An 18,469-nucleotide genomic window follows, 5' to 3' on the forward strand; every position below is an offset into this window, starting at 1 on the left:
CGGGAAGGGGAATCAGGCGGCGCGGGCCACCGGGACGCCGAGCGCCTCCTGCGACTCGCCGTCGAAGAGGTGGATGCGCTCCGGCTCGATCGCCAGGCGGAGCCGCTCTCCCATGCCGGTGCGGATGTCGGGCTGGGTGCGGACCGTCAACCGGTCCTCCCCCGCCGTCACGTGCAGGTAGCTCTCCGCCCCCAACGGCTCGACCACCTCCACCGCCGCGTCGAAGGCCGTCTCGCCCAGGGCCGCCACCCGTTCCGGCTCCACCACCACGTGCTCCGGCCGGACGCCCAGCACCATCTCGCGGCCGTGGTGGTCGGCGGCCAGCTCCGCCAGCCGCGCGGGAAGGCGGATGTCGAGGCCGCTGGAGCGGAAGCGGACCCCTTCCTCGTCGCGCTCGATCCGCCCGCGCACGAAGTTCATCTGCGGCGAGCCGATGAAGCCGGCGACGAACATGTTGGCCGGGTGGTCGTACAGCTCCACCGGGGTGGCCACCTGCTGCACCCGGCCGTGGTGGAGGACCGCGATCCGGTTGCCCATGGTCATGGCCTCCACCTGGTCGTGGGTGACGTAGATGGTGGTCGTCCCCAGGCGCTGGTGGAGACGGATCAGCTCGGTCCGGGTCTGGACGCGCAGCTGGGCATCCAGGTTGGAGAGCGGCTCGTCCATCAGGAAGACCTGCGGCTCCCGCACGATCGCCCGTCCCAGCGCGACCCGCTGCCGCTGGCCGCCCGAGAGCTCCCGCGGCCGCCGCTGGAGCAGCTCCGCCAGGCCCAGGCTCTCCGCCACCTCGCGCACCCGCCGGTCGATCTGCTGCCTGGGCACCTTGCGCATGCGCAGGCCGAAGGCCATGTTCTCGTAGACGTTCATGTGCGGATAGAGCGCGTAGTTCTGGAAGACCATGGCCACGTCCCGGTCCTTGGGCGGCAGCTCGTTGACCATGCGGTCGCCGATCCAGACCTCGCCCTCGGTCACTTCCTCCAGCCCCGCGATCATGCGCAGAAGCGTCGACTTGCCGCAGCCCGAGGGGCCGACCAGGACCATGAACTCGCCGTCGTGCACCTCCAGGCTGACCTGCCGGACCGCCTCCACCTGCCCGAAGCGCTTGGTCACCTGCTTCAGCTCGACGCGCGCCATGCTCGCACCTCCATCTCCACCCGCTCCGCCTCCCCCGCCTCGGCCGCCCGAGGAAGCGGAACCCACAGCCGATCCTCGCCCTCGTCGTAGCGCCAGCCGGGTTGCACCTCCGGGCGCCCGCCCAGCACCCGCGCCGCGTCGTGGAGGACGAGCCAGCGCTCCTTCCGCGACGAGGCGTAACGCCCCTCTGATTCGACCCTCACCCGCAGCGCCTCCTGCACGGCGGCCTCCCGTCCCGCGGTAGCCGGGCCGGCCGGGGCCCCCTCTCCCGCCCCCTCCGCCCTCGGGCGCAGCCGCTCGAGGGTCAGCCGGCTCTCGCGCCACTCGCCCCGCCGGTAGGCGAAGGAGCGGCCATCGTCCTCATAGAGCGCCGGCCTCAGCTCGGCCACCGCCCGGCTGCTCCCGGACCGCGCCGGGCCCCGGCCGCTGCCGGCCCGCGGCCCGGGGTAGGCGTGGAACTCCAGCGGCCCTGCCGCCGGGTCGGCCAGCTCGCCGGTGTGCGCGACCGCCGGCCCCAGGGGAAGGACGGCGCCCTCCCGGATGAAGGCCGGGATCCGGTCCAGCGGCGCCTCGACCAGGATGTCGGCCGGTCCCCGGTGCCAGCGCCCGCTCCAGGCCTCCCGCCACCGCCCCGGCGGCAGGTGGACCGGCCGCCGGCGCGCGCCCGGCCGGTCGACGGGCGCCAGCAGCAGCTGCTCGCCCAGGAGGAACTGGTCCCAGACGCCGTGCGAGCCCGGGTCCTCCGGGAAGACCAGCCAGAGCGGGCGCAGGGGCGGCAGCCCCGTCCGCTCCGCCTCGCGGAAGAGCGCGTAGAGGTAGGGCAGGAGCCGGTAGCGGAGGCGGATGTAGCGGCGGGCGATCGCCTCCACCTCCGGTCCGAAGGACCAGGGCTCCTGCGCCCGGGTGTCGAGCGCGGTGTGGGTGCGGCAGAAGGGGCTGAAGGCGCCCAGCTCGATCCAGCGCGCGTACAGCTCCGGCGAGCTGTCGCCCAGGAAGCCGCCGATGTCCGTCCCCGCGAACGGGACTCCCGAGAGGGAGAGCCCCAGCAGCATCGGCGTCGCCATCTGGAGGTGCTCCCACCAGCTGGCGTTGTCGCCGGTCCAGACGGCCGCGTAGCGCTGGATGCCGGCGAAGCCGGCCCGCGTCAGGAGGAAGGGCCGCTCGTCCGGCCGGGCCCGCAGCATCCCCTGGCGCGTCGCCTCGGCCTCCAGGAGGGCGTAGGCGTTGTGGACGGCGGCATGGGGGAGGGTACGGCCGCGCTCGTCGCGGTGCGTCACGTCCTCCGGCATGCTCTTGCCGGGCCCGTCGAAGACGGCCGGCTCGTTCATGTCGTTCCAGATGCCGTCCACGCCCCGGTCCAGCAGCCCCCGGTGGAGGTCGCCCCACCAGCGCCGCACCTCCGGCCGGGCGAAGTCGGGGAAGGCGGTGGTCCCGGGCCAGACCTCGCCGCGGTAGACCTCGCCCTCGCGCGTCCGACAGAAGACGTCGCGCTCCAGCCCCTCCCGGTAGACCCGGTAGTCCGGGTCGACCTTGACGCCCGGGTCGAGGATGGTCACCAGGTGGAAGCCGTCCCGGGCGAGATCCCGCGCCATCCGCTCCGGTTCGGGAAAGCGCTCCGGATCCCAGGTGAAGACCCGGTAGCCGTCCATGTAGTGGATGTCCAGGTGGATGGCGTCACAGGGGATCCCGCGCTCGCGGAAGCCCCGCGCCAGCTCGCGCACCGCCGGCTCGGGGTAGTAGCTGTAGCGCGACTGGTGGTAGCCCAGCGCCCAGAGCGGCGGGAGCGGCGTCCTCCCGGTCAGCTCGGTGTACCGCTCCAGCACCGCCGCCGGCTCGGGGCCCGCGACCAGCCAGAGCTCCAGCCCGCCCGCCCGCGCGTCGACGCCCAGCCGGAGCGCCTCGGGGTCGCGCGCGGCCAGGTCGAAGCTCGTCCGCCAGGTACTGGCCAGGAAGAGGCCGACGCTCCGCGCCGCCTCCGCCCCCACGGGCCGCAGCACCATCAGGAAGGGGATCGCCTGGTAGAGCGGATCGGTGTCGGGCAGGTGCGGCAGCACGTCCCGGCACCATTCCTCCAGTCGCTTCCCGCGGTGGTCGAGGAAGCCGACCTTCTCCCCGAGGCCCACGTATCGCTCCCCGGGCAGCGCGCGCATCCGCAGGCGCAGCTCGCCCTCCGCCTCCTCCAGGGCGCCCGGCCCGAAGTCCGCCACCAGCCGCCCGCGCCGGTCGCGGACGCGGAGCGCGAACGGCTCCGGCTGCAGCTCCAGCCGGAGCGCGCCGGTGCTCAGCCCGAGCCAGCCGTCGCGGCTGCGCATCCGGCGCAACCGCCCTCTCGGCCGGAATCCGGGGTCGAGCCAGACCGGCCGCCCGTCGAGCAGCGGCTCCAGCCGCCCGCTTCCACCGCGTCGCCAGCGGAGGCGGAGCACATGGGGCGTCGCCGCCTCCAGCTCGATCTCCTCGGCCGGGCCGCTCCGCCCGTCGCGCCGCGCCTCGAGCCGGAGCAGCCGTCCGGCACCGTCCCGCGCCTCCGCGGCGGTCATCGTCGACATCTCCGGTTCATTTGCCTTCCGCTGTGACAAAGAGCGACGCCTCCCATGGTCCGAGGGTAGCCGTCAGCGGGCCATCCCGCCAGACCGGCGCGCTGACGCCTCCTTTGGCACCGCGGCCCGACGGGCCTATGATGACGGCTGACCCCCGCCGCCGGGAGGGAAGGCGGGGGAAAGGCGGGACAGCGGAAGTTCGGGAGGTCGGTGGAGATGCGCATGGCAGCGGTGATCGACGAGCAGTGGCGGATCACGCGCCTTCCTGACGGGTCGGAGATCGTCCTCTTCGACACTGAGAGCGGCCGGGTGGAGATCGAGCACAACCGCGGCCACGACCTGGAGAAGGACCGGAGGCCGACCACGGTCCGCCAGCTGGTCGAGATGGGGGCCGACGTGGTCTGCGTCGTCCCGGAGGCCCTCTGCGACCGTTCCTACCAGCAGGCCCGGGAGGCGGGGATCCGCTTCCTCGACGTGGAGGAAGGGACGCCGTGGCAGGAGGTGCTGGACCTGGCCCACGAGGGCGCGCTCCACCCCCACGAGACCACCTCGCAACCGCTCTTCCGGCCCCGGGTCGGCCCCCAGCCCTAGGGCGCCGGCTCCTCCCCGGCCGCCGGCGCGCGGCCTCGCCCGCCCACGGGAGGCTCCGCCTCCTCTCGCGCCGTCGCCCCTCCCGCAGGGGCGCGCGATTCCCGCAGGAGCGACAGGACGGCCCCCAGGGCGGCGAGGAGTGCGCCGGCCAGCCAGGCGTCCCGCAATCCCATCCAGAAGGCGAGACGGCCCGCCTGCGCCGCGTCGAGCCCTTGGCCGGCGAGGGTCGCCGCCCAGGCCGAGCGGCGCGCGGTGAAGACAGCGTCGGCCAGCGCCACGCCCAGCACCATACCCACGTTCCGCACCGTGGCCAGCACCGAGGAAGCGATCCCCAGCCGCGACCGCGGCGCCGCCCCCATCACCGCGCTGTTGTTGGGCGCCTGGAAGAGCCCCGCCCCCAGCCCGAAGACGGCCATCCGCCAGGCCACCTCCCACGGAGCCGCGGCGGGCCCCAGCCCCGTCAGAAGGAGGAGCGCGGTCGCCGACAGAGCCAGCCCGGCAAAGGCCAGCGAGCGGGTTCCGATCCGGTCCGAGAGCGCCCCGGCCACCGGCGCCACCGCCAGCACCATCAGCGGGTGGGCGGTCATCACCAGGCCGGCGCGGAAGGGGTCGAGGCGCAGCAGCTGCTGCAGGTAGAACGGGATCAGGAAGGTCATGAGGAACTGGGTCACGAAGCTGAGCAGCCCCGCCGCCGAGGCTGCGCTGAAGGTGCGGCTGCGGAAGAGCGCCAGGTCCAGCATCGGTTCCGGCGTCCGCCGCTCCCAGAGGACGAAGAGGAGCCCGACGATCAGGCCGCCCGCCATGGCCGCGAGGACGGCCGGCGACCCCCAGCCCCAGCTCTCCCCCTCGCTGGCGGCCAGGAGGAGGGCGCCGAGCGCGACGACGGCAAGCCCCGAGCCCGCCAGGTCGAAGCGCTGGCCTCCCCGCCGGGGTCCGTCGGGGAGCACGCGGCCCGTCCAGACCAGCGCGGCCAGGCCGATGGGCAGGTTGATGTAGAAGACCGAGCGCCAAGTGAGCAGCTCGGTCAGCGTACCGCCCAGCGTCGGTCCCAGCGCCAGCCCGGCCGCCACCGCCATCCCGTTGAAGCCCAGCGCCCTCCCCCGCTCCGACGGAGGGAAGACGGCGGTCAGGATGGCGGGACCGACCGCCATGAACATGGCCGCCCCCAGCGCCTGGATCCCCCGCGCCACCAGCAGGAGCGGGAAGGTGGGCGCGGCGCCGCTGGCGGCGGAGCCCAGGGTGAAGACCAGGAGCCCCGCCCGGAAGACTCGCCGGTAGCCCCACATGTCGCCCAGGCGGCCGAAGCCCAGGAGGGTCGAGCCGATCACCAGCAGGTAGACCATCACCACCCAGCTGACGGCGGCCAGGCCGACCCTGTACTCGCCGGCGATCACCGGCATGGTCACGTTCATCACGCTGCCGTCCACAGGGCCCATGGCCCCGCCCAGGACGACGGCGGCCAGGATGCTCCAGCGGTCGGGACGGGGCTCCGGCCGCGGGGCAGTCGCGACGCGCTCTCGCTCCGTCCCTTCTCCCTCCCCGAACGTGTGCTCCGCCTGCGGGGATCGCCCGCAGGCGCCACGGCTCCAGGGTAGCACCGAGGGCCGGTCCCGGGACGCGGCCGACCGGGGTTCGCCTCGGCTCCGGGCAACGGTCAGGGTTCGGGGAGCCCCTCCAGCAGCTCCGCCGCGTCGGGGCGGCAGCTCCTGCAGAGCGGCTCGGGGCGCGGGGAGAAGAACTGCTGCCCACAGCGCCGGCAGCGCGCCCGGTGGCCGCCCAGGAGGGCGACGGGCTCGGGGGCGAGCGGGAGGTCGGCCTGGGTGAGGCGAAGGGCGCCGGTCGGGCAGGCTTCCTCGCAGAGGCGGCACCCGGCGCAGCGCCAGAGGTCGAAGGCCAGTTCCGCAGGAACGGGTACGGCCGCCGGCTCGCTCCCGGGAAACGGAGCCGCTTGCCGGGCGGGTGGGGCGGAGCCGCCGGTCGCCGGCGCGAGCCGCCAGCCGAGCGCACCCTCGGGGCAGAGCTCGGCACAGAGCCCGCAGCCTGGGCAGCGCTCCCGCTCCAGATGGAGGCGCCAGACGGGAAGGAGGCCGGGCCGAGGGTGCGGCGCACCCGCCGGGGTCGACACCCGCGCTTCCGGTCCGAAGGGGAGCCAGCGGGCCAGCTCCCGCCGGCGGCGGTCGGTGGCGTGGGGCAGCCGGCCGCCGCTCCAGAGGCGCGGCTTCTCCTCGGGCAGCAGGGCCAGCGCGGCATCCTCCCGGATCTCCTGCCGCCCGAGGCGGAAGAAATCACGGCGGGAGAGGCGCGGCGCCGCGCGCGAGGGCCGCGGCGCCCGCCCCTCCGGGTCGAGGCCGGTGGAGGCTTCCTGGCGGAGCGTGAGCGCCAGCTCGAGGCCGTTCCAGCGGGCCAGTTCCCGCGCTTCCTCCAGGTGGCGGTCGAACGCCTGGCGGCCGCGGGTCAGGGGGCAGCGAGCGCAGTCGCCGTGGAGGAGGAGCACCGGCCGGGCGGTGGCTTCGAGCAGCGCCACCGGCTCCAGCGAACCCAGGCAGCCGGCCTGGCGGGCCGAGGGGGGCAGGCGGGAGGCGTCGACGGCGGCGCAGGCGGTCACGTCGGCCAGCTGAAACGGATCCGCCGCCTCCGCCGGCGCCGGCTGAAGCGCGGCGGTCGGACAGGCCGGCAGGCAGAGGCCGCAACCGCGGCAACACTCGCCGTCCACGAGGAGCGCCTCCGGGCCGCCCGCCGCTCCGAGACGGATGGCCTGGGCCGGGCAGGCGTCCACGCAGGCGCGGCAGCTCGAGAGGCGATGCCGCGCGCGGGTGCAGCGGCCCGGCTCGAACCGGACCGGCGGGCGGCCGAAGCGCCCGAGGAGCCGTTCCAGCGCGTCCAGTGGATCGCCCAGCGGCTGGCTCACATGCCGCCCTGCTTCCTTTCATCGCCGGCCTCCGCCGGCGGGTCGCTGCGGGCGGCCGGTCCGGCGGGGCCGGCCGGCGAGGAGGCCGCCGGCGCCGACGTCGTTCCGGGGACCGAGCCGGACGGTTCGCCGGTCTCGCCGGACGTGGCGGAGCGGAAGGCCCGCATGCCTTCGCCGATCGAGCGCCCCAGTTCCGGAAGCCGGCTGGGGCCGAAGAGGATGAGGACGATGGCCAGAAGGACGACCAGATGCCAGGGGGCGAGCAGATCCCGAGCCCACACGGCGATCCCACCTTTCGGACCATCCTAGACGCCCGGACGCCCCGCGGGCATCACCCGAGCAGGCGAGAACCGGTCGCACGTCGGGGCCGAGAGCCGCCCCTTCGGGTGAGCCGATCCGCCCGCGCCCGGACTACCATCGCGTCGGAGGTGATGGAGCTGCACGGCAGGCGCTTCCCCCTTCCCCGCGAGCATGGTTCGTGGGTGATGCTGGTCCTGCCCGCGTCCCTGCCACTGCTGGCGCTGCGCGCCTGGGCGCCGGCGGCCGGCTGGACGCTGCTGGCGATGGTGGCGCTCTTCCTCGGCCGCGAGCCGCTCCGCCAACGCCTGCGCGGCGCCGCCGCCACCTGGACGGTGGCCGTGCCGCTGGCGGGGGCCGCGGTCGCCGGGGCGGCCGCCCTCCTCCGTTCGCATTCGCTCGCCCTGGCCGGCTGGGCGCTGCTGGCGGCGGCGGTGCTGGCGGCGGAACTCGCCTTTTCCCGGGTCCGCCGGATCACGCCCCGCCGGGCCCTGTTCCGCGAGCTGGCCGGCGTGGCGGGCCTGACGGCGGGCGCGCCCGCCCTGGCCGCGGCGCTGGGACGCCCGCCCGCCTTCCAGCTGGGACTCTGGCTCCTCGCCCTGATGCCCTTCGGCCTCGGAACCCTCCACGTCGACCGCTTCGTCACCTGGCGGCGGGAGCACACCCCCGAGGCGGAGCGTCGCCGCTCCGCCTTCCTCCTGCTGGCGGCCGCAGCTGGCGGCGCCGTTCTCCTCTCTCTCGTCCTGACCGCCCTGGAGCCGATCACGGGGGTCCCGGGCCGGGCCGCGCTGGCCTGGGCGCCGGAGCTTCTCCATCTGGCCTCTACCGCGCGCCGGCCGGAGGCACGCGCCGATTTCAAGCGGATCGGGCTGGAGGAGACCGCGTCCGGGATCCTCTGGCTGATCCTCGGGTCGGTTTTGATCGCGTCCGCTTGACTTTTTTCGCAACGACACCGCGGTTCGCCGAAGGAAAATCGTGTTCGGCATGCGAAGCTTCCCCCTGATCTCGCGACCGACAGGTCGGGTGGGGGGAGGTGTTCGTCGTGTCGATGGCGGAGGCGGAGGATCGCGGCAGGGGAACGGCGGTGGCTGGCGGCTCCGGCCCCGGCGAGGAACCGGTCCCATCCGGGGAGGAGCCGGCCGCCGGAGGGGTCCGGCGCCTCCTGGAGAACCGGCTGGTACCGCCGGGCCGGAGTCTCCGCGCCAAGGCGGCCTTCTCCTCGGTGGCCGCCTTCGAGACCTGGTGGGAGCGATCCAGGGTCGACCCGGATGCGTATTGGGCCGAGGTCGCCTCCGAGCTGGAATGGTTCAGCCCCTGGCAGGTGCGAAGGGAGGGGGAGTTGCCCGACTTCCGCTACTTCGTGGGCGGGCTGGGCAACGTCAGCACCAACTGCATCGACCGGCACGTGCGAGCGGGCCGGGGGAATCAGGCGGCGATCCTCTGGGAGGGCGAGGACGGCGCGACGCGCGTCCTCACCTACCGCATGCTGCTGGACGAGGTGGGCCGCCTGGCCAACGCGCTCAGGGCGCTGGGCGTCGGGCGCGGCGACGTGGTCGCCATCTACATGTCGAACATCCCCGAGGTCTTCGTCGCCGTCCACGCCTGCTACCGGATCGGCGCGCTCTACAGCGTCATCTTCGCCGGCTTCTCGGCGGAGGCGGTCCGCCAGCGGCTCCTCGACGCCCAGCCGAAGGTGGTGGTGGTCGCCGACGGCAGCCGCCGGCGCGGCCAGGTGCTCCCGCTCAAGGCGACGCTGGAGCGGGCGGCCGCGGGGATCTCCTCCATCGAGCATGTCGTGGTGGTCCGGCACACCGGCGTCGAACTCCCGATGACGCCGGGCAGGGATCTCTGGTACCACGAGCTGGTCGCCGCGGCCTCCCCCGACTGCCCGCCGGAACCCATGGAGGCCAACGAACCCGGATTCATCATCTACACCAGCGGTACCGAGTCGAAGCCGAAGGGCGTGGTCCACGCCGGGATGGGCTTCCTGGTCGGTACCTACGCCAACGTCAAGTGGGCGCTGGGGTTGACCCCGGAGGATGTGTACTGGTGCACGGCCGATGTGGGCTGGCTCACCTTCCCGATCTTCGCGCTGGTCGGAGGGATGGCCCACGGCGTCACCCAGGTGGTCTACGAGGGTGCGCTGGACTGGCCGACGCCCGACCGCCTCTACCGCATCGTCGAACGCTGGGGCGTCAACAAGCTCTTCACCGCGCCGACGGCGCTCCGCATGCTTCGCCGCCTGGGTGAGGCGGGGCTGGAGGGGCACGATCTCTCCCGGTTGGAGCTGATCGCCCTGGTGGGCGAGCCGCTCGACCCGGAGACCTGGAACTGGGTTCGCGACCACCTGGGGAAGGGGCGGCCGGCGGGCGACGAGCTCTTCATCAACAACACCTACGGGCAGACCGAGACCGCGACCGCCTGGACCTGCTCGATGGTCGGCCTGACGCCGGCCAAGCCGGGCTCCGCCGGCCAGCCGCTGCCGGGATACGTCGCCCGCGTGGTGGACGAGCATGGCGCTCCGCTGCCGCCGGGGAAGCAGGGTTACCTGATCATCACCCACCCCTTCCCCTCCCTGGCGCGCACCGTCTGGGGCGACCACGGCCGTTACCTGGAGACCTACTTCCGGCGCTTCCCAGGGGCCTACTTCACGGCGGACGCGGCCGTGCAGGACGACGACGGGCATATCTGGGTGGTGGGCCGGGTGGACGACGTGATCAACGTCGCCGGTCACCGCCTGAGCACCATGGAGATGGAGGCGGCGCTCCTCGACCATCCCCGCGTCGCGGAAGCGGCGGTCGTCGGCGCCACGGACCCCGTCAAGGGCCTGGTGCCCATCGCCTTCGTGGTGCCGCGGCGCGCCGCGGGCGACGGAGAGGGCGTGGAGGAGGCGGCCCTCGCCGCCGAGCTGAGCCGGCGGATCGTGGACGCGATCGGGCCCATCGCCCGGCCGGAGCGGATCTACGTCGTCCCCACGCTTCCGAAGACGCGGAGCGGCAAGATCATGCGACGCCTGCTGCGGGAGGCGGTGGATCAAGGAAGCGTCCACGGCGACACCTCCGCCCTCGAGAACCCGGAGGCGTTGGAGGTGGTCCTGGCGACGGTCCGGCCGGCGGCTGGGGCGGAACCTTCCACAAAATCTTGACATGAGGGCGACAGCGGTTTGAAGGCGCGGGGGCAAGCTAATCGCGAAGGAGGGAGAGAGCTTGTCCCGATCGATGAAGCTGATCGCGGTGATCACCCTGGTCGCGGCGCTGGGCGGAGGTGTCCTGGCCGGGGCGCTCCTGACCGGCACCGGCCATGCGGCGGGCCTCCCGGCTCCGGTGGCCCAGACGGTGGCGCAGCCGAGTTGGGTCGACGCGACGACGCCCGCCCCCGGGCAGGCGGCTCCGGGTGCCGGGCCCGCGCAGGGTGCGGGCCACGGCCGTGCCTGGAGGATGATGGCGCGCGGGGAGCGGTCCACCTGGATCAACAGCGGGCCCGCGGTGGTCGCCAAGGAGCTGGGCATGACCGTGCAGGAGCTGATCCAGGCCCGGCAGAGCGGCCAGTCCGTCGCCCAGATCGCCCAGTCCAAGGGCGTCTCGCTCCAGTCGCTGATCGACGCGGTCCTGGCGGCACCCAAGGCGGCGCTGGACGTGCGCGTGCAGCAGGGCGTGCTCACGGCCCAGGAGAGGGACCGCATCCTCACCGAGCTGCAGCAGCGGTTGGAGACCAACTTCCAGCGCACCACCCTCGGACGCCCCGGCAAGGCGGCGCCCCCGACCACGCCCCAGACCACCCCGCAGACCGCGACGCCGCCCGGCGGCACGAGCAGCAACTGAGCCTCCGAGGCTCCCCGGCCTGACCGGGAATCGCAAGCGGAAAGGGCGAGCGCCACGGGGCGCTCGCCCTTTCCGCCGGGGAAGACGGAGCCGGGAGGAAGTCCGGGGCGCGGGGCTTCCTCCGGACCGGTGGACTTGGTTTGCTCGAGCCGCCGCGGTAGGTTGTTGGTGTTCGCGACCGGGGAGGTTGCCGACCGGATGGACGGGGAACCGAGGGACGAGACGCCGGACGCCAGCCGACAGCCCGAGCTCAGCGTGGTCCTCCCCGCCTACAATGAGGAAGCCAACATCGGCGACACCCTGGAGCAGGTGACCGGCTTCCTCGAGGGCAGGGGGCTGGAGTACGAGCTGCTGGTGGTGGACGACGGCAGCCGGGACCGGACCGGCGCCGTGGTGACCGGCATCGCCAAGGCCAACCCGGCGATCCGCCTGCTCCGCCATACCCGGAACCGCGGTTACGGCGCCGCGCTCCGCACCGGATTCGCGGCGGCCAGAGGCCGCTGGGTCTTCTTCATGGACTCCGACGGCCAGTTCGACATCCGCGACCTGGAAGGCTTCCTCGCCCGGCGGGAGAGGGCGGACGTGCTGGTGGGCTACCGGGCCAGGAGGCGCGATCCTCCGCTGCGCCGGCTCAACGCCGCCGGCTGGAACATGCTGGTGCGACTCCTCCTCGGCGTCCCGGTCCGCGACGTGGACTGCGCCTTCAAGCTTTACCGCGCCGACGTCCTCCGACGGCTGACCATCACCTCCAGCGGCGCCACCGTCAATGCCGAGATGCTGGCCCAGGTCCGGCGCCTGGGCTACAGGCTGCTGGAGCTCCCCGTCCGCCACTTCCCCCGCACCGCCGGGCGGGCGACGGGGAACGACCCCCGCGTGATCCTGCGCGCCTTCCGCGAGCTGGCCCGGCTCGCCCTCTCGCTCCGCCGCGGCGCCCACGACGCCAAGAAGGCCCCCGGAGCGTGGGCGGCCGGCGTCAAGCGCCCCCGGGGCGACCGCTGAGCCGGCGGGCGCCGGAGAACCCGGCGCGCGGTCAGGCGATCCAGTTCCAGGTCGTGAAGAGCGTGAAGAAGAAGGCCTGGACCAGCGGCAGGCTGGAGAAGAGCGCCACCTCCACCCAGGGGCGGCGCTCGGCCGCCTGGGCCAGCGTCACCGCCACGGGGAAGAGCACCACGAGGTAGCGGGACATGCTGGCCAGCGGCGTCATGGAGTGCAGCGTCGGCGCCGACATGGGCACCAGGACCCCGATCAGCGCCCAGAGCGCCCACGCCCGGGGCTGCCCCCAGCGCCGGCCCAGGAACGGCAGCAGCAGCCCCGCCAGCGCCGCGAGGCCGTCGATGGTGCTGTAGAGCGGGGCGAACTGGGGCCGCCAGCCGCTGACATAGACGCCCAGCGGCCAGTGGGCGGGCGGCGGCGGCGTCACCACCCGGTCGACCGCCGTCGCCAGGCCGACCCAGGGGGCCGCGAGGTGCCGGTTCCAGCCGGCCTCGGCGTGGACGAAGCGGAGCGCGTCCCCGCTCTCCAGCCAGAGGAAGCCCGCCCAGAGCGCGAAGGCCAGCGGGATCAGGAGAAGGGGCGCCGCCCGGCGCAGGCTCGGCCCGGACCGGTACCGCTCCAGGGCGAGCCATCCCAGCGGCAGCACCAGGAGGATCCCCAGGTTCCGCGTCAGGGCCGCCGCCGCGCCCGCCACCCCCGCCCACCACCACCGCTCCCGGTCCGCCGCCCAGAAGGCGGCCACGGTGGCGAAGAGGAAGAGCGCCTCGGTGTAGATCGCCGAGAAGTAGAAGGAGGTGGGGAAGAGCAGCAGCAGGAGGACCGTCCGGAGCGCCACCCGTTCGCCCAGCCGGCGCGCCACCAGGCGGTCGAGCAGGATCAGCCCCAGGAGCAGGAAGAGGTTGGAGAGGAGCACCCCCAGGACCGCGCCGGGGAGTCCCGTCAGCCGCTCGCCCAGGCCGATCAGAAGGGGGTAGAGGGGAAAGAAGGCCTCCGGCGAGTAGTGGCTCCGGACCGGGAAGCCGAAGTAGCCGTAGCGCGCGATCTCCAGGTACCACTGGGAGTCGTACCGGTCCCACATGGTGAACAGGAGCGGCGCCTGGGAGAGCGGCCAGGGCTGTGCCGGACGGCCCCCCGGAATGCGGAGGCTGGCCGCCCAGCCGATGAAGCTGAGCGCCAGCCGCGACCCGGCCCAGGCGGCGGCGATGAGGCCGATCCGCCCCCACGCCTCACCCGGGCGAAGCCGCCCGGGGAGTGCCTGGGTCCCTTCCTCCATCAGCTGCGGCCGACCGGCGAGCCGCTCTCGCCCTCCGGGCCGGCCGTCCGCTCCTCGCTCGTCCCGCCGGCCGCCGCCAGCAGGTCCCGCAGCCAGAAGGCCAGGTAGCCGACCATGCCCGCCAGTGCGACCAGCGTCAGGCCGCCGCCGGCAGCAACGTTGGAGATGGTGGCGGCGGTCCACGGCCGGCCGGCCGGCTGGCTGGCCACCAGGGCGAAGGGCGAGAGCACCAGCCAGAGCCCTCCCAGGAAGAGCACGAGCAGGGCCCAGAAGCCCGCCGAGATCCGATTCACAGCGACTCACCCCGTTCTGCGCTTCCCGTCCCCCGGTAGAGCGCGGCGCCGGTCCGGTCCTCGTCCCGGTGCGCGTCGGAGCCGGCGGACCGCTGCTGGCTGGCCAGCTCCTCCAGCAGCCGCGCCGCCAGGGGCACGAGCGCCTCCTCCAGGCGTTCCGACGTCAGCCCCTCGGCCGCCTCGCGCTCCGGCCCCGCCTGCGCGCGGCGCTTCGGCCGCGGCAGCGCGCCGGCCGCGCGCAGCTGGGAGACCAGCGTGGCGCCGAAGAGGAAGACGCCTGCCAGCGCCACCACGGTAACACCGAGCCCGCTCCAGAACGAATTGAGCGTGGCGTCGTTCCAGTCGGCTCCCCGGGGCTGGAAGGCCAGCGCCCAGGGGGCGACCATCAGCCAGAAGCCGCCCAGGAGCGCGGCTAGGCTGGCGCCGATCCCCCAAAGATCTTTCCCGATACCGGCGCGCCTTCGTTCCATCGGTTCTCCCCCCCGTCGCGCAAGATCCGCACCGCCGTCGCCGCCGACGTCCCCGCCGCCCCGATCTCCCGGAACTCCCCCGCTGCAGCCAGCCAGGGGTCCAACAGGGCGCGGGCGGCAGGAAGCAGGAGCTCCCGGGCCACGCGGCGGCCCGCCTCTTCCACCTCCTGGGCGGGCCGGTCTCCCGCCGCCGCTCCCGCCGGCCCCCCGGCCGGCTGCCGTTCCAGCGCGGCCAGCGCCTCGAGCAGGCCGCGGTCCGCCTCCGAGCGGAGCGCCGTCCCCGCCAGGATGGCGAAGAGCGAGCCGAGAAGGAGCCGGATGTGGACCATCCTCGCCTCCTCCCCGCCGGCCAGTTCCTGCGCCCTCTCCTCCGTCTCCATCTCCATCTCCGTCGCGGCGCCGCCGGGCTCATGCGAGCGCCGCAGCGGGATCTCCTTGAGGAAGAGGGTGACCACGAAGGCCGCCACGAGCGCCGCCGTGCCGACCGCGAAGAGCTCGGTGATGGAGACGGCCAGGCTCTCCCGGATGGCCTGCATCAGCTGCCGGAAGAGGAGCTCGCCCTGCGGGCCGAAGTGGGCGAAGGCCTTCTGCATCTCGGCCGTCGCCTGGGGCGAGAGAAGGGCCTGCGGATTCTCCAGGGCGGCCAGCTTCCCGGCCGGCATCAGCTGGCTGAGTGCCGGCGGGATCCGGCTGTGCAGCTCCGTCTGGAAGCGGTTGGTCATCAGCGTGCCCAGGACGGCGACGCCGATGGTGCCGCCGATGGAGCGGAAGAACTGGAGGCTGGCCGTCACCTCCCCCAGGCGGCGGAAGGGGAAGGCGTTCTGGACCACGATGGTGAAGAGGCTCATCTGCACGCCCATGCCGAGGCCCATGATGATCATGTTGCGGATGACCTCGCCGTTGGTGGCGTGCACGTCCAGGCGCGCATTCAGGTACATGCCCACGGCGGCAACGGCGAAGCCCACCAGGGAGATGATCTTGTACCGCCCGGTCCGGGAGAGGAGCTGGCCGCCGATGATGCTGGAGGCCATGAAGCCCAGCATCATGGGCGTCAGCAGCGTGCCCGAGTTGGTGGCCGTGTCGCCGATCACGCCCTGCATGAAGAGCGGCAGGTACATCACCCCGCCGAAGAGCCCCCCGGCCACGATGAACGTCGCGATCATCGAGATCGTGAAGATGCTGTTCCGGAAGAGCGACGGGCTGATGATCGGCTCCTCCGCCCGCGACTCCAGCCAGAAGAAGAGCACCCACATGACCGCCGAGCCGGCGAAGAGCGAGAGGATCTGCGGCGAGCCCCAGGCGTACTCCGTGCCCGCCCAGCTGAACCCGAGGAGCATCGGCACCGCCGCCGCGATCAGCACGGCGGCCCCGGGGTAGTCGATCCGGTGCTGGCGCCGCAGGCCCACGCTGGGCAGGGCGATCGCCGCGATCACCATGGCCACGATGCCCACCGGCAGGTTGACGTAGAAGACCCAGCGCCACGTCCAGTGGTCGGTGATCCACCCGCCCAGCGTCGGCCCGACGATGGTGGCCAGGCCGAAGACCGCCATCATCAGCCCCTGCCACCGGCCCCGCTCGGCGGGCGGGAAGATGTCGCCGATGATGGCGATGACGATGGGCATCATGGCGCCCGCTCCCAGGCCTTGCAGGCCGCGGAAGAGGATCAGCTCGGTCATGCTCTGGCTCTGGCCCGAGAGGGCCGAGCCGGCCACGAAGAGGAAGAGCCCCAGCAGGAAGAAGGGCCTCCGCCCGTAGACGTCGGACAGCTTCCCATAGAGCGGCACCGTCGCCGTGGAAGCCAGCATGTAGGCGGTGAAGACCCAGGAATAGTGCTCCAGCCCGTTCAGATCCGCGATGATCCGCGGCATCGCGGTACCGACCACCGTCTGATCGATCGCGGACAGGAGCATCCCCAGCATCGCCGCCGCCACCACCAGCACCAGGCGCTCACGGCTCAGGGAGCTGCGAAGGCTCTGCCCTTCCTCGATCCGGACCGAGCCACCCTCCCCTGCGCGGCTCCTCCGCTCCCGATCCGCGGTAGACAACTCGATCACCCGTCCTTCCTTGAAGCCTGCACGGTACTCGTCCTGCGGTCCGGGCGGGCCCCCTCCGCAACGAGGGCGTCCAGGGCCCGGGTCAGCGCCTCCAGCCCCCGCGCCAGCGCCTCGAGGTCCTCGTCCGCCAGGAGGTCGAGCGACCGTTCGAGCCAGCGCTGGCTCCCGTGGCGGAGCGCCGCCACCTGCTCCTCCCCCCGCGCGCTGAGCGAGACCAGCGTCCGCCGGCGATCCCGGCGGTCCTCCTCGCGACGGGCCAGTTCCAGGCGGACCAGGCGGTCCACCAGCGCGCTGGCGGTCGGCTCGCTCACCCCCAGCACCTCGGCCAGGCGGCCGACGGGCATGGGACCGTGACGGACGAGGGCGAAGAGCCCCTTCACCTGGCCCATGGTCAGGTCGAGCGCCAGCCATCCGGACGCGTCGGCGCCCTGGCCCAGCATCGCCAGCCGGCGCAGCTCGTGCAGGCTGTGCATGATCCGCTGGCGGCGCCGCTCGCTCCCCTGAGAGCCCGGCTGGAGATCTCGCTGGCCCATACGCTCCCCTCTCGGACGGCTCCGGCTGAGACGCCCACCCGTCACGACGGTTAGAATACGTCGATTGTTTCGGGAATGCAAATAGAACGCGGCAGCCTCGTCCGGCCGCGCCATCCGGCGGGCCGGGCGGAGCCGCCGCGCGGCTCCTCTTCAGTTCGCCCGGCCGACCTCGGCCGGAACCGCGTCCGGCAGGACGTGGGTCCCGCTCTCCCCGGCCAGGGCCCGCTCCACGTCGGTCAGCGCGGCGATGATGGCCTCGCGGCCGCCCGCCTCCACGAAGCGGATGGCCGCCCTGATCTTGGGGCCCATGCTTCCCTCCGCGAACTCGCCCTGCTCCAGATAGCGGCGCGCCTCGCCCGCGGCGACCCGGCCCAGCGGCCGCGCATCCGGTCTCCGGTAGCGGAGGAAGGCCTGGGCTACGTCGGTCAGGATGACCAGGCGCTCCGCCCCCACGTCCACCGCCAGGCGCTGGGCACCCAGGTCCTTGTCGATGACCCCCTCGGCGCCCTCGTAGCGGATGCGGCCCTCCGCCGAGCGGCGTTCCACCACCGGGATGCCGCCGCCTCCCGCGCAGACCACCAGCACGCCCGCGTCGACCAGCGCGTCCTCTCGCTGCTGGGCGGGGTGATGCTCAGCTTCTACGACTGGTACGCCGACCTGCCGCCGGCCTCGCCGCAGGTCTGGGGCGAGCAGACCGACGTGCCGGAGAGCGGCGACTGGTACAACGCCTCCTACCTGATCGTCTGGGGCACCAACGTGCCCATGACGCGGACGCCGGACGCGCACTTCCTGGTCGAGGCGCGCTACCGCGGGGCGAAGGTGGTGGCGGTCAGCCCGGACTACGCCGAGGTGGTCAAGTTCGCCGACCAGTGGCTGCCGGCGCGGCCGGGGACCGACGGGGCGCTGGCCATGGCCATGACCCACGTCATCCTGAGGGAGTTCTACCTCGAGCGCGAGACGCCGTACTTCACCGACTACGCCAGGCGCTACACCGACCTGCCCTGCCTGGTGCGGCTGCGGAAGCACGGGGAGGCCTGGGTGCCCGACCGCTTCCTGCGGGCGAGCGACCTGGGTCTGGAGGAGCCCCACGCCGAGTGGAAGACGCTGGTCTGGGACGCCGCCGCGGGCGCGCCGGCCGTGCCCAACGGCAGCCTCGGCTTCCGCTGGAGCGAGGAGGGGCGCTGGAACCTGAAGCTGGAGACGGGGGACGGGCGCCCCGTCGACCCGGCGCTGACGCTCCTCGGGCGGGAGGAGGCCGTCCTGCCGGTGGAGCTGGCCTACTTCGGCGACGGCGCGCCCGCCCTCCTGCGCCGCTCGGTGCCCGCGGTGCGCGTCGCCGATCCGGGCGGGACGGACGGGACCTACGTGACCACGGTCTTCGACCTGCTCCTGGCCCAGGCGGGCCTGGGACGCGGCCTGCCCGGCGACTACCCGGCGGGCTACGACGACCCCCGCCCCTACACCCCGGCCTGGCAGGAGGCCATCACCGGCGTCGACCGGCGCCTGGCGATCCGCGTGGCGCGCGAGTTCGCCGAGAACGCCGCGCTCACCCGCGGCCGCTCCAT

16 protein-coding genes and 1 pseudogene are annotated in these 18,469 nt (G+C 73.7%); 6 read left to right on the plus strand and 11 right to left on the minus strand.

Annotated features, from left to right (window positions below; translation table 11 throughout):
* Positions 1 to 12: 12 nt before the first annotated feature.
* Together ugpC and QJR14_05605 are read right to left on the minus strand one after the other, a co-directional pair.
* Positions 13 to 1,134 (minus strand): sn-glycerol-3-phosphate ABC transporter ATP-binding protein UgpC, encoded by a 1,122-nt coding sequence (gene ugpC, locus QJR14_05600; GenBank protein MDI3317075.1) that lies wholly within the window; start codon positions 1,132 to 1,134, stop codon positions 13 to 15.
* Positions 1,116 to 3,680: a glycoside hydrolase family 31 protein gene (locus tag QJR14_05605; GenBank protein MDI3317076.1), complete on the minus strand. Its 2,565-nt coding sequence runs from the start codon at positions 3,678 to 3,680 to the stop codon at positions 1,116 to 1,118. The genes ugpC and QJR14_05605 overlap by 19 nt, the downstream gene beginning before the upstream one ends.
* A 207-nt stretch (positions 3,681 to 3,887) precedes the next feature.
* On the opposite strand from QJR14_05605, the gene QJR14_05610 reads away from it, so the two are divergent.
* A complete protein-coding gene (locus tag QJR14_05610) occupies positions 3,888 to 4,262 on the plus strand; it encodes a hypothetical protein (GenBank protein ID MDI3317077.1) in 375 nt (124 codons plus the stop codon).
* Here QJR14_05610 and QJR14_05615 read toward each other — a convergent pair.
* From QJR14_05615 to QJR14_05625, 3 genes are all read right to left on the minus strand, one after another.
* Complete coding sequence (locus tag QJR14_05615; GenBank protein MDI3317078.1) at positions 4,259 to 5,728, minus strand: MFS transporter; 1,470 nt, start codon at positions 5,726 to 5,728, stop codon at positions 4,259 to 4,261. The two genes, QJR14_05610 and QJR14_05615, sit on opposite strands and share 4 nt — an antisense overlap.
* A 188-nt stretch (positions 5,729 to 5,916) precedes the next feature.
* Positions 5,917 to 7,170: a 4Fe-4S binding protein gene (locus QJR14_05620; protein MDI3317079.1), complete on the minus strand. Its 1,254-nt coding sequence runs from the start codon at positions 7,168 to 7,170 to the stop codon at positions 5,917 to 5,919.
* Positions 7,167 to 7,451, minus strand: a complete 285-nt coding sequence (locus QJR14_05625; GenBank protein MDI3317080.1) for a twin-arginine translocase TatA/TatE family subunit — start codon at positions 7,449 to 7,451, stop codon at positions 7,167 to 7,169. Before QJR14_05625 ends, QJR14_05620 begins: the two co-directional genes overlap by 4 nt.
* Before the next feature lie 150 nt (positions 7,452 to 7,601).
* Between QJR14_05625 and QJR14_05630 the strand changes: the two genes are divergently transcribed.
* The 4 genes from QJR14_05630 to QJR14_05645 all read left to right on the plus strand — a co-directional run bounded on the left by QJR14_05630 (position 7,602) and on the right by QJR14_05645 (position 12,287).
* Positions 7,602 to 8,402, plus strand: coding sequence for a YwiC-like family protein (locus QJR14_05630; protein ID MDI3317081.1), 801 nt, complete (start codon positions 7,602 to 7,604; stop codon positions 8,400 to 8,402).
* Between the two features lie 98 nt (positions 8,403 to 8,500).
* Entirely contained in the window at positions 8,501 to 10,612 is a 2,112-nt protein-coding gene (locus QJR14_05635; GenBank protein ID MDI3317082.1) for an acetate--CoA ligase, read from the plus strand.
* A gap of 61 nt (positions 10,613 to 10,673) precedes the next feature.
* Entirely contained in the window at positions 10,674 to 11,288 is a 615-nt protein-coding gene (locus QJR14_05640) for a hypothetical protein (protein ID MDI3317083.1), read from the plus strand.
* 198 nt (positions 11,289 to 11,486) lie between these two features.
* On the plus strand, positions 11,487 to 12,287 hold the full coding sequence (locus tag QJR14_05645; protein ID MDI3317084.1) for a glycosyltransferase family 2 protein: 801 nt from the start codon (positions 11,487 to 11,489) through the stop codon (positions 12,285 to 12,287).
* A 31-nt stretch (positions 12,288 to 12,318) separates the two neighbouring features.
* Here QJR14_05645 and QJR14_05650 read toward each other — a convergent pair whose 3' ends face one another.
* From QJR14_05650 to QJR14_05675, 6 genes are all read right to left on the minus strand, one after another.
* Entirely contained in the window at positions 12,319 to 13,554 is a 1,236-nt protein-coding gene (locus tag QJR14_05650; protein ID MDI3317085.1) for a mannosyltransferase family protein, read from the minus strand.
* On the minus strand, positions 13,554 to 13,847 hold the full coding sequence (locus QJR14_05655; protein MDI3317086.1) for a hypothetical protein: 294 nt from the start codon (positions 13,845 to 13,847) through the stop codon (positions 13,554 to 13,556). Before QJR14_05655 ends, QJR14_05650 begins: the two co-directional genes overlap by 1 nt.
* Positions 13,844 to 14,317 (minus strand): hypothetical protein, encoded by a 474-nt coding sequence (locus tag QJR14_05660; protein MDI3317087.1) that lies wholly within the window; start codon positions 14,315 to 14,317, stop codon positions 13,844 to 13,846. The genes QJR14_05655 and QJR14_05660 overlap by 4 nt, the downstream gene beginning before the upstream one ends.
* Positions 14,260 to 16,371, minus strand: a complete 2,112-nt coding sequence (locus tag QJR14_05665; GenBank protein ID MDI3317088.1) for an MDR family MFS transporter — start codon at positions 16,369 to 16,371, stop codon at positions 14,260 to 14,262. Before QJR14_05665 ends, QJR14_05660 begins: the two co-directional genes overlap by 58 nt.
* Entirely contained in the window at positions 16,368 to 16,904 is a 537-nt protein-coding gene (locus QJR14_05670; protein ID MDI3317089.1) for a MarR family transcriptional regulator, read from the minus strand. Before QJR14_05670 ends, QJR14_05665 begins: the two co-directional genes overlap by 4 nt.
* 150 nt (positions 16,905 to 17,054) lie before the next feature.
* Entirely contained in the window at positions 17,055 to 17,483 is a 429-nt protein-coding gene (locus tag QJR14_05675; GenBank protein ID MDI3317090.1) for a hypothetical protein, read from the minus strand.
* A gap of 27 nt (positions 17,484 to 17,510) precedes the next feature.
* Between QJR14_05675 and QJR14_05680 the strand changes: the two are divergent.
* A pseudogene (locus QJR14_05680) lies at positions 17,511 to 18,469 on the plus strand (molybdopterin-dependent oxidoreductase).

It is taken from the genome of Bacillota bacterium (assembly GCA_029961055.1).
In the GTDB taxonomy this organism is placed as follows: domain Bacteria; phylum Bacillota; class Sulfobacillia; order JAIMAT01; family JAIMAT01; genus JAIMAT01.